Source organism: Azospirillum sp. UFLA03-27 (assembly GCF_059803775.1).
This window is the reverse complement of sequence record NZ_JAUQTX010000280.1, coordinates 1-8,248: the sequence shown is the minus strand read 5'-3', so window position 1 is coordinate 8,248 and position 8,248 is coordinate 1. Positions and strand designations below refer to the sequence as shown.

At 67.3% G+C, this 8,248-nt stretch carries 11 protein-coding genes; 6 read left to right on the top strand and 5 right to left on the bottom strand.

Annotated features, from left to right (window positions below; genetic code table 11):
* Positions 1-248 precede the first annotated feature (248 nt).
* Both Q4I23_RS27915 and Q4I23_RS27910 read right to left on the bottom strand, forming a co-directional pair.
* Positions 249-791, bottom strand: a complete 543-nt coding sequence (locus Q4I23_RS27915; RefSeq protein WP_237906096.1) for a DUF2934 domain-containing protein — start codon at positions 789-791, stop codon at positions 249-251.
* Between the two features lie 162 nt (positions 792-953).
* The gene (locus Q4I23_RS27910; RefSeq protein WP_498528365.1) at positions 954-1,490 is read right to left on the bottom strand and encodes an acyloxyacyl hydrolase; all 537 of its coding nucleotides are present in this window, start codon (positions 1,488-1,490) and stop codon (positions 954-956) included.
* Between the two features lie 285 nt (positions 1,491-1,775).
* Between Q4I23_RS27910 and Q4I23_RS27905 the strand changes: the two genes are divergently transcribed.
* The 4 genes from Q4I23_RS27905 (at position 1,776) to Q4I23_RS27890 (ending at position 5,366) form a co-directional block, all read left to right on the top strand.
* Entirely contained in the window at positions 1,776-3,335 is a 1,560-nt protein-coding gene (locus Q4I23_RS27905; RefSeq protein WP_498528364.1) for a bifunctional aminoglycoside phosphotransferase/ATP-binding protein, read from the top strand.
* 138 nt (positions 3,336-3,473) lie between these two features.
* Complete coding sequence (locus Q4I23_RS27900) at positions 3,474-4,340, top strand: universal stress protein (RefSeq protein WP_014197159.1); 867 nt, start codon at positions 3,474-3,476, stop codon at positions 4,338-4,340.
* 154 nt (positions 4,341-4,494) lie between these two features.
* Positions 4,495-4,755 carry a hypothetical protein gene (locus Q4I23_RS27895; RefSeq protein ID WP_014197158.1) on the top strand — a complete coding sequence of 87 codons (261 nt, stop codon included), beginning with the start codon at positions 4,495-4,497 and terminating at the stop codon, positions 4,753-4,755.
* 251 nt (positions 4,756-5,006) lie between these two features.
* Positions 5,007-5,366, top strand: a complete 360-nt coding sequence (locus Q4I23_RS27890) for a hypothetical protein (RefSeq protein ID WP_498528363.1) — start codon at positions 5,007-5,009, stop codon at positions 5,364-5,366.
* 90 nt (positions 5,367-5,456) lie between these two features.
* Here Q4I23_RS27890 and Q4I23_RS27885 read toward each other — a convergent pair whose 3' ends face one another.
* The 3 genes from Q4I23_RS27885 to folK form a co-directional block, all read right to left on the bottom strand.
* Positions 5,457-5,615, bottom strand: coding sequence for a hypothetical protein (locus Q4I23_RS27885; RefSeq protein ID WP_014197156.1), 159 nt, complete (start codon positions 5,613-5,615; stop codon positions 5,457-5,459).
* 205 nt (positions 5,616-5,820) lie between these two features.
* A complete protein-coding gene (locus Q4I23_RS27880) occupies positions 5,821-6,228 on the bottom strand; it encodes a dihydroneopterin aldolase (RefSeq protein WP_237906101.1) in 408 nt (135 codons plus the stop codon).
* Between the two features lie 144 nt (positions 6,229-6,372).
* On the bottom strand, positions 6,373-6,879 hold the full coding sequence (folK, locus tag Q4I23_RS27875) for a 2-amino-4-hydroxy-6-hydroxymethyldihydropteridine diphosphokinase (RefSeq protein ID WP_498528362.1): 507 nt from the start codon (positions 6,877-6,879) through the stop codon (positions 6,373-6,375).
* 235 nt (positions 6,880-7,114) lie between these two features.
* Between folK and Q4I23_RS27870 the strand changes: the two genes are divergently transcribed.
* Together Q4I23_RS27870 and Q4I23_RS27865 are read left to right on the top strand one after the other, a co-directional pair.
* On the top strand, positions 7,115-7,576 hold the full coding sequence (locus tag Q4I23_RS27870; protein WP_014197152.1) for a hypothetical protein: 462 nt from the start codon (positions 7,115-7,117) through the stop codon (positions 7,574-7,576).
* 100 nt (positions 7,577-7,676) lie between these two features.
* Positions 7,677-8,248 (top strand): SRPBCC family protein (locus Q4I23_RS27865; protein ID WP_498528361.1); only part of this gene is annotated, 572 nt, incomplete at its 3' end.

Genomic DNA, 8,248 nt, shown 5'->3' with positions numbered 1-8,248 from the left:
CCCCCCCCCCCCCCCCCCCCCCCCCCCCCCCCCCCCCCCCCCCCCCCCTTTTCAAGCAGCAGACGGCATACGAGATAGCTGTTATAGTCTCGTGGGCTCGGAGATGTGTATAAGAGACAGGGGGCGCGGTCACGCCCGGATGCTATCAACTGCAACCACCCGCGTCACGTTGCCGCGACACGGGTGGTCATGTCCTGACGGAATGGCCGGATTGCGGCGCGACGCCGGTCCGGTCGATGCGCGTGCCGTCAGCGGTTGCTCAGCAGCTCGGCGATTTCGCCCTCGGCCCGCAGCCAATGGTCCATCTCGCGCCCGTCCGGGCGGCCTTCGCGCTCCCAGATCTCATAGGCACGCTCCTGCACCATGCGGCTCTTCTGGCCGTGCAGCAGCCCCTCGGCGATGTGCATGTTGATCCGCGACAGCGACACCAGCTTGCGCGCCTCGATGGAGCCCTGTGTGGCTTCCATGGTGGTGACGGTGACGTACTGCGCGAGGTTGCGCAGGTTCGCCTTGACCTCGGAATCCAGGGTGTTCTCTTCATTCTGGAGCACCGTCTTGATGGCGACCCAGAGGCGGAGATTGTGGTCGAGGGCGTGATTCGCCTTTTCCGGCGTGTCGGCTTCGACGAGAAGGCTGGCGGCGTGCAACAGCGCGACCGCGTCCTGCTCGATGGCCGCGAAATTGGTTTTCAGGACGATTTCCGCCCCGGTGTCGGTGGCGAGCGCTTCGGCGGCTTCGAGCGACGGAGCGGCGTCGGCGGTCTTTGCGGTGGCGGTCTTGCGCTTGGCCATGATCGAATCCCCGGCGTTGGTCCCCGAGGTCAATAGAACCAGCCGTCATTAACAAGTGGTTAAGGCGAGTATTGCCAACCCCTTTGCGCAGCCTCCGCGTCAGCAGAAAATCGAAGTGATTCGCGGATGGTCATGCTGCGCCGCAAAAGAACCGGCGAATTCTCAGCGTCCGGTGAAGGCTCCGAACGGCATGCGGTAATAGAGGCCGAACACGTTGTTGGTCGGCGTGGCGGAATCCGCGATGGGACCGCTGGTGTCGATGCGGCTGTAGCCCAGGCTGAAACGGGCCTTGTTCTCGAACTGATAGCCGAGTTCGAGCTGGGACCGGAACTCGACCACGCTGCCCGAGGCCGCCGGATCGCGTGGCGTGACCGGCAGGGTTCCCGCGCCGACGCTGGGCGTGAAGACGAAGGAGGACCCCCCCAACGGAACGTCGATCAGGATGCCCCCCATTCCATGGAGGCTGCCGTCCGGCGTGCTGGGACCGAGCGATACCCAGGGGCGCACTTCCGCGTAACCGTCGAGCTTGGGCAGGAGGGAGGAGCCGATGCGGATCTTGTTGTGCAGGTCGGACACCTTGGTGTCCGGCGTTTCACCGACGCTGTAGGCGAGGCCGCCGATCTTCCAGTTGCCGATCCGGTCGTCGGGCATGGACAGGGTCTGCGCGCCTGCGGGAGCGGAGAGCGCAAGGCCCGCCACGGCAACCACCAGACAGAGGCACGAGGTCCCATGACGCACGGCGGTCTGCTCCCGATCGATCGTTGACCGTCCTACTCCGGCTGCTCCAGCCTACCGCGTCCGATCCCGGCGCGGTTGTGGCATTACGCGTTGCACCGCACCCCCGAGCAAGCGCGTAACGGTGCTACTCCCAGATGTCGTGCGCGCCGCCTCCCGCGTCAATGGTGGGAGGGCTGCCCTGTTTGTGAGGGCCTAGGCGGTTGGCGGGGCTCATCGGCTGGCGCGGGAGCGTGCTAGACTGCCGTCATGCAGCACGCCGCTTCCGATCCGGCACAGGACCCGACGCCATCGGCGGCCGCCTTCCTCGCCGATCCGGCGAGTCATGGCGGGGCGGCGGTGGAACGCGTCGAAACCCACGCCGCCATCGTCTTCCTGGCCGGGGACCGGGCCTACAAGCTCAAGCGTGCGGTCCGCTACCCCTATCTCGACTATTCGACGGCCGAACGCCGCCGCGCGGCTTGCCTGGAGGAGTTGCGGCTGAACCGGCGAACCGCGCCATCCCTTTACCTTGGCCTGGAGTCGGTGGTGCGGCGGACGGACGGCACGCTCGCCTTCGGCGGCGAGGACGCGGCGGGGGGGACGGCGCTGGACTGGCTGGTCGCGATGCGCCGCTTTCCGCAGGACGCCCTGCTGGACCGCGTGGCGGAGCGGGGCGGTCTCGACGACGGATTGATTCGCGGGCTGGCCGACGCCGTGACCGCTTTTCACGAGGCCGCCGAACCGCGCCCGGAGGGCGGCGGCGCCGTGGCGATGCGGGAGGTGGTGGACGGCAACATCGCAGAACTGCGCGCCAGCCCGTCGCTGTTTCCCCCGGATGGCGTCGAGACGCTGGCCCGCAGGTCCAGGGACGCGCTGGAGCGCCTGACCCCGCAGTTGGAGGAGCGGCGTCGGCGTGGCTTCGTCCGGCACTGCCATGGCGACCTGCATTTGCGGAACATCGTGCTGCTGGAGGGAAGGCCGGTCCTGTTCGACGGCATCGAGTTCGACGAGCGCTTGGCGGTCATCGACGTCGCCTACGATCTCGCCTTTCTGCTGATGGATCTGGAGCGGCGGGGGCTGCGCCCGCTCGGCAACGCCTTCCTCAACCGCAGCCTGGACGCGACGGAGGATTATGGCGGTTTGGCGCTGCTGCCCCTGTTCCTGTCGGCACGGGCGGCCATCCGCGCCAAGATCGCCGCCACCACGGCGGCGCTCCGCCCCGGCGAAGATGCGGAGCGCAGCTCGGAAGGGGAGGCGTTCGTCTATCTGGAGCAGGCTGTCGCGGCGCTGGAGCCGCCGCCGCCGCGGCTGGTCGCCATCGGCGGCCTGTCTGGCAGCGGCAAAACCCGGCTGGCCTGCGCCCTTGCGCCGTCGCTGGGGGCGTCGCCGGGCGCGGTGGTCCTGCGCTCCGACGCGCTGCGCAAGCGTCTCTTCGGGGTCGGGGAGACGGAGCGGCTCCCCGCCGACGCCTACACGCCGGCAGTAACCGGGCGGGTCTATGCCGGGCTTCTGGAACGGGCGCGGGCCGTGCTCGCCGCTGGCCACGCCGTGGTGCTGGACGCCGTCCACGCCCGACCGGAGGAGCGTTCCGCTGCGGCCCGTCTTGCCGCCGAAACCGGCGTGCGATTCGACGGGATTTGGCTGGACGCGCCCTTGGACACGCGGGTCGCCCGCATCGCCGCCCGCCTTGGCGACGCCTCGGACGCGACGGCGGAAGTCGCCAAGCGGCAGGACGTCTATGATCTGGGCCCGCTTGAGTGGCTGCGTACGAATGCTGGCAGGGATGCGGGGGAAACGCTTGCGGCCGTGCTGGAGCGACTGGTGTAATTCCAGGTGGAACGGGCGCCGCCGGTTCCCCATGGTCTAATATATGGGCGGCGCGGCGCTGGAAACGGTGCATCCAGCCGTCGTTCCGACAGGCACCGTCCAGAAGATGGGCCGGCGGAAACGGCCCGGGGGGAGATCATGTCACTCAAGACGATCCTTGTGCCGTTGGCCGGACTCGACGGCGACACGGTGGCTTTGAACGCCGCTCTGAAGATCGCGCGCGAATTCGACGCCCATGTCGATGCCCTGTTCGTGTCGCTGGACCCGCGCGACGCCGTGCCCATGCTGGGCGAGGGCATGTCCGGCGCGATGGTCGAGGAGATCATGCGCGCCGCCGAAGGGGAGTCGAAGACCCACCTCCACACCGCCCGCCGCACCTTCGACGATGTGATTCGCGCCGCGGACATCGAACTGCGCGACATCCCGACCGGCGTCGAGGCGCCGACCGCCCAGTGGCGGGAGGAAACGGGCCGCGTCGAGGAGGTGGTGCCGCGCGAGGGGCGGCTGGCCGACCTGCTGGTCTTCGCCCACACCACGCTGGACAGCAACACCCAGGCTTACGCCACGGTGGAAAGCGCCCTGCTGGGGGCGGCCCGTCCGCTGCTGCTGGCGCCAGCCACCCTGCCGGACGAGATCGGGCGCACGGTGGCGCTCGCCTGGAACGGCAGCCCCGAATCGGTGCGCGCCCTGACCGGGGCGATGCCCTTTCTGACCGGTGCCGACACCGTCCATGTGCTGACCGCCGAGACGTCCCACACCCAGGCTGCGGCAGGGCGTCGCATCGCCCAATATCTCGCTTGGCACGGCGTTAACGTTCAGGTAACCATATTGAAGCCGGGATCGGAACCCGTCGGCCAAGCCATCATCAACAAGGCCGCGGAACTTGGGTCCGACCTCCTCGTGATGGGAGGATACGGACACAGCCGGATGCGGGAAATGATCCTGGGTGGCGTGACCCGCTATGTGCTGAATCACGCCGGCCTGCCCGTGCTGATGGCCCACTGACGACGGGGCCTCTCTTTTAAAAGGCCGGGCTTCTCCGATCCGACGCGCGGCGCCGCAAGCAACGACGGGCGCCCTCCACGCCGATGGTTTTCAACCACAAGGGCCACCCGGACTCCGGTCCGGGCAAGGCCCAGCAATCGGGAAGGAACGCGCCATGTTGACGATCGACGATTGCATCGCGCTCAGCGATCTGACCGAAGAGGAAATCGACGCCATTGCGGAGCATGAGCATCTGCCGGAAATCCTGGCGGTGGAACTGGGCTGCTGTCTTGCCCACGACGCCGAAGGCATCCGCCGGATCGCCCGCATCATCCGCGAGGACATCGACCGGGCCCGCAGCCATGGGCAGACCGTCCACGCCCGCCAGTTGACGGTCGTTCTGGACGGCTTCGTGCACCAGCACCCGGCCCTGTAAGGCGACGCCACATCTCAAGAGGGCGGCAGGACGGGAGGACGTCAGGAAGGAAACGCCCCACCCGTACCGTGACGGTGCGGGTGGTCGTGGGGAGGCGCGGAACAACCGGCCCCCTGTTTGGTTGGCATTGGCGGGATCGCGTCGGGGGGACGGCGGGGAGTGCGCTTGGCGCGCTCCCCCAACCGTCGGGCTTCCGCGACGTGCGCCTTGTTCCATCGCCTGCAAAGGCCGCCTGCGAAGGACGAACGACCGTGCCCTTGAAGACAATCCGCCTTGAGCTGGCCCGCACCGCCGACCATCCGGAAGGCAGCGCGGAGCATGGCTATGAGTTCATCGCCCCACTGACCGCGGACGGCCATCTGGATCTCGAGGAATGGCGCAGCCAGAGGGCTTCCTGCACGGTCCGCCGCTTCTGGCGCGGGGAGGACGAGCAGACCGGCCACCTTATTCATCGGGGCAAGGGATGGCTGTTCGACTACGACGCCGATGACAGCGACGACGACGAACCGATCTTCCGCTTCGACCGCCACACTCTGGTCGAGGGGGAGTACATCTCCATCACCGAGCATGATGGAGAGCAGCGCCCCTTCCGCGTCGTGTCTGTCCGCTGAAAATCAACCTGCTGAACACCAGCCCGCGGAATACCAGCTGTTTCCGGCGGTGGACCGTCTGGTCCGGACCCACCGCCGGACGCCGTCCGCTCAGGCGGCCAACCGGTCCTCGCGGTCGCGCAAATTGCGCCCGACCTGTTCGAGAAGCTGCCGCAGCGTCTCGGCGGTCATGCCGTCCCGATTCATCAGGGCGACGATGATGGGCTCGTCCAGGATTTCCGACAGGGTCGGAGCCGTCAAATGGTCCATGTTACCCTCCCTGTGCATTCCGGCCGGCCTTGAGGCGGCGTGGTTCTATTGTACTTAAGATACGGTATTTCGCAACAATGCTGCATCGCGAAATATTCTATCGCGGTTTGCGCAAGGGTAGAAAGCCGCTGAGTGTTCATGCCTGAACACCGAACTGATGCCTATATCGGTAAAAGGGTTACCGCATTGGTGGAGGTTAATGAACTCAGTGTTCCGCGTCGCGGTTCCGCATGATCGTGACGCCGGCCCCGGCCGTGTCGGGTAGCAAGGACGGCAGTTCCACGTCGACGCGCACATGGCGGACCTTCGGCTGGGCCATGCAGAGCGCGGCGGTGCGGTCGGCCAGATAGTCGGGCCCGGGCACCATGTCCTCGGCGCACAGACGGCGCAGGTCCTCCACAATGTCCTCGTAGGACATGACCGCGGTTATGTCGTCGGGAAAGTCGAGACCGGGATGACTGACTTTCAACTCCAGACTGATGTGAACGGTGTGGCGTCCGGAGCGCCCGGCGAGCGACACGGTGGCGGTGAAATCGCGCAGCAGGATGGTGTAGGTCGCCCCTGCGCCGGGAGAGCCGGAGCCGGTGTGTCGGGAAACGGAATCGTTGGCCAAAAAAGACATCTCCTGGCGGGCGGCGGCCCTGGTCGATGCCCCGTCCGGGGCGGCCGCCTCGTCGCTGCGCCACGCCCACTATAGCGCAGGCGCCCGCCCATTCGGCAAGGTCAGACCGTCAACAAGGTCAGACCGTCAAAAAGGTCAGACTGCCACCGGAAGCTCCGTGCCGGTGCGGACCACCGTGTCGCGCCCCGGTACGGCGGCCAGAAGATCATTGAAGCTGCGTGCGATGGCCGGGTGTTGAAGGTCGCCCGCAATGTCGGCCAGCGGGGCCAGGACGAAGGCGCGCTCGGCGATGCGGGGATGGGGAATCTCCAGTTCCGGCGCGTACATCACCAACTCGCCATAGAGCAGAATGTCGATGTCGATGGGGCGCGGCCCGAAGCGAAGGCCGCCTTTCAGGTCGCGGCCCATCTCCGCCTCGATGTCCTTGACGTGGCGGAGAAGTTCCCACGGGCCGAGCGCCGTCTGCGTGCGCAGCACCATATTCAGGAAGGACGGCTGGTCGGTCACGTACATGGGGGCGGTTTCATAGACGGGCGAGGCCAGTGTGACCTGGACCTGCGGAGAGAGCCGGCGTTGCGCGGTCGCCAGATTGGCGGCGCGGTCGCCTAGATTGCTGCCGAGCGCAAGGAAGACCGTGGTCATCGCAGAACCGTCGCTAGTCGAAACCAAACCCTCGTCAGTCATACCATGATCCTCCGTTCCATCAACCGTCAAAGCGTCGGACGGCACCGCTGTCACATCCGAAACCGACCTTTCGTCTGGTGAAAAGGGCCGGCGTGGAGCACGCTCCGGTTTAGGTAGCCGGCTTTCTCCGGGAACCGCAAGCAGCGGGCGGGGTTGTGCCAGTCGTGCGATGCTGCATCGGAGGGGAACGGTCATGGCGGTTCGGCATGTCGGGACGGCAACGCTTCTGGGATTGGCCGGGGCGCTCCTGGCCTCCTGCGCCACGGGGCCGGACCCGCAGATCGCCCGGCGCGCCCAGACCGAACTGGTCGGCATGCCGAAGGAACGGCTGCTCGCCTGCGCCGGGGTTCCGGCGCGGCAGGCCCAGGCCGGTGGGCGGGAATACTACACCTACGTCTCCGACCCCGGAGTGGCGATCAGCCCGCTCGGCGGCAGCAGCATCGGCGTCGGAGGCTTCGGAGGCGGCGGTTCCAGCGGTGTCGGCGTCGGGCTGGGATTCGGGCTCCCGATCGGTTCTTCCTCTCCCGGCATGTGCGAGGCCACTTTCGTCCTGGGGCCGGACGGGGTCGTGGAGCAGGTGTCCTACCCGGGCAACGCCTCGCTGTCCGCCTGCACGCCGATCGTCCAGAATTGCGTGCCGCCCGCCCCGCGCTGAGACGTCCCTTCCTGGCTGAAAGGGGGACTGTCGCCGGTTGCGGCCTTGCCGTATCGTCCGGCTATGGCTTGGCTGTAAAAAAGCAGGGGAGGACCACGTCATGGACATGAGCGGCAGCCAGCGCATCGCGGCCCCGCGCGACAAGGTTTGGGCGGCGCTGAACGATCCGGACATCCTGCGCCAATGCATTCCCGGCTGCGAGGAGGTGCAGAAGACGTCCGACACGGAATTCACCGCGAAAGTGGTCGCCAAGGTGGGGCCGGTCAGCGCCAAGTTCTCCGGCAAGGTGACGCTGTCGGATCTCGACCCGCCCAACGGCTACACCATCACCGGCGAAGGCTCGGGCGGGGCCGCCGGTTTCGGCAAGGGCGGCGCCAAGGTTTCCTTGGAACCGGATGGCGAGGCGGCGACGGTGCTGTCCTACACCGCGCACGCCACGGTCGGCGGCAAGCTCGCGCAGATCGGTTCACGTCTGGTGGACGCCACGGCGCGCAAGATGGCGGATGATTTCTTCAACCGCTTCACAGCTGTGGTCGGCGGACCGCAGCCCGAACCGGTCGCCGATCCGGTCGCTCAGACGGTCGCGCAGCCCGCGGCGACGAGTGCGGCCGCCCCACGACCTGTCTCTTATACACATCTCCGAGCCCACGAGACTATAACAGCTATCGCGTA

Excerpts from the sequence above, each read along its gene's own strand:
- Q4I23_RS27870 (WP_014197152.1), top strand. The coding sequence starts at position 7,115 with ATGGCGGTTCGGCATGTCGGGACGGCAACGCTTCTGGGATTGGCCGGG.
- Q4I23_RS27885 (WP_014197156.1), bottom strand. The coding sequence starts at position 5,615 with ATGGACCATTTGACGGCTCCGACCCTGTCGGAAATCCTGGACGAGCCC.
- folK (WP_498528362.1), bottom strand. The coding sequence starts at position 6,879 with ATGACCACGGTCTTCCTTGCGCTCGGCAGCAATCTAGGCGACCGCGCC.
- Q4I23_RS27895 (WP_014197158.1), top strand. The coding sequence starts at position 4,495 with ATGTTGACGATCGACGATTGCATCGCGCTCAGCGATCTGACCGAAGAG.
- Q4I23_RS27900 (WP_014197159.1), top strand. The coding sequence starts at position 3,474 with ATGTCACTCAAGACGATCCTTGTGCCGTTGGCCGGACTCGACGGCGAC.
- Q4I23_RS27915 (WP_237906096.1), bottom strand. The coding sequence starts at position 791 with ATGGCCAAGCGCAAGACCGCCACCGCAAAGACCGCCGACGCCGCTCCG.
- Q4I23_RS27905 (WP_498528364.1), top strand. The coding sequence starts at position 1,776 with ATGCAGCACGCCGCTTCCGATCCGGCACAGGACCCGACGCCATCGGCG.